This window comes from Flavihumibacter fluminis, assembly GCF_021491375.1.
In the GTDB taxonomy this organism is placed as follows: domain Bacteria; phylum Bacteroidota; class Bacteroidia; order Chitinophagales; family Chitinophagaceae; genus Flavihumibacter; species Flavihumibacter fluminis.
Genome location: NZ_JAKEVY010000022.1, coordinates 1 through 292 on the forward strand (window position 1 = coordinate 1; position 292 = coordinate 292).

General features: G+C 53.4%; 1 protein-coding gene. It reads right to left on the bottom strand.

Annotation, left to right across the window (positions count from 1 at the left end; translation table 11 throughout):
- Positions 1-292: cytochrome c biogenesis protein CcsA (gene ccsA / locus L0U88_RS20730; protein ID WP_234868780.1), on the bottom strand; the 292-nt coding region annotated here is incomplete at both ends.

Consider the following 292-nt stretch of genomic DNA (forward strand, 5'->3'; position numbering starts at 1 on the left):
CCAATACCCGCCAAAGTTCAGCGTCACATAAGCCCAATAAGCACCCATGATGATGCCCATGCCCAAAATCATGGCCGAGAACTGTGCCCACGGCAAAGCAGGCCGCACCCATTCAGTGTATTTTTTGGTCGCCAACCCGCCCATCAGAAAGGCAAAAGGCACCAAGGTGGACGCGTATCCCAGGAAAAGCGTCGGCGGGTGAATGACCATCCAGATATTCTGAAGCAAGGGATTCAAGCCAGTACCGTCTTCGGGTACGAAATCCGGGTTCATCTCAAAAATCGGCGCATCC